The 280-nt window shown below is 65.7% G+C and carries 1 protein-coding gene; it reads right to left on the bottom strand.

Annotation, left to right across the window (positions count from 1 at the left end):
• Positions 1-280: Mu transposase domain-containing protein (locus tag NDO48_RS29140; protein WP_416377230.1), on the bottom strand; the 280-nt coding region annotated here is incomplete at both ends.

Genomic DNA, 280 nt, shown 5'->3' on the forward strand with positions numbered 1-280 from the left:
TTCGCGATGGGCCTGGTGTGCGGCAGGCATGTGCTCGCGCTGGGTGCTGTAGGCACCGCGGCGACCCAGCAGCAGGTGGCTGGCCACCCGCCGGTTGCCATGCAGCACCTCCAAGGTGTGCGCTGTCAGCCGCACATCGACGCTCTGCCGGGCCAGAGCCGAGGGCACGCTGTAGAAGCTGCCATTTACCTCGATGTGGTAATCAATGTTGACCTTGCAGCGCTTAAAGCTGGCCACCTCGTAGGGATGTGCCGGCAGCACGCGCAGAGCCGGCCGATCC

This window comes from Aminobacter sp. MET-1 (genome assembly GCF_026521175.1).
Taxonomy (GTDB): Bacteria; Pseudomonadota; Alphaproteobacteria; order Rhizobiales; family Rhizobiaceae; genus Aminobacter.